We start from the raw sequence: 279 nt of genomic DNA on the forward strand, positions 1-279 counted from the left end.
GCGAAGGTGACGCGATCCAGCAAGAACCTTCCCGAGCTGGTCCTGGGCTCCGACAAATCCAGCTACGACGTCAACCGGGCGGATTTCGAACTGGTCGCAGGCCAGGGCTATCGCTGGAAGATCTCTTCCCACGGCGGCTTCGAATACAAGTTCATGACCGATCTCTGGCGCAACGTCTGGATCGACCAAATCGTGATAAACGATCTCGAAGTGCACATGGCCGGCGCGCCGGCCTGGCTCGAATTCGACGACGCGGGAACCATATTGGTTCAGTTCCAC

The 279-nt window shown here is 58.4% G+C and carries 1 pseudogene; it reads left to right on the forward strand.

The features are described 5' to 3' along the window. Positions 1 to 279, forward strand: a pseudogene (locus EN857_RS34390) (hypothetical protein); the annotation flags it as partial.

This window comes from Mesorhizobium sp. M4B.F.Ca.ET.214.01.1.1 (assembly GCF_004791545.1).
GTDB lineage: Bacteria > Pseudomonadota > Alphaproteobacteria > Rhizobiales > Rhizobiaceae > Mesorhizobium > Mesorhizobium abyssinicae.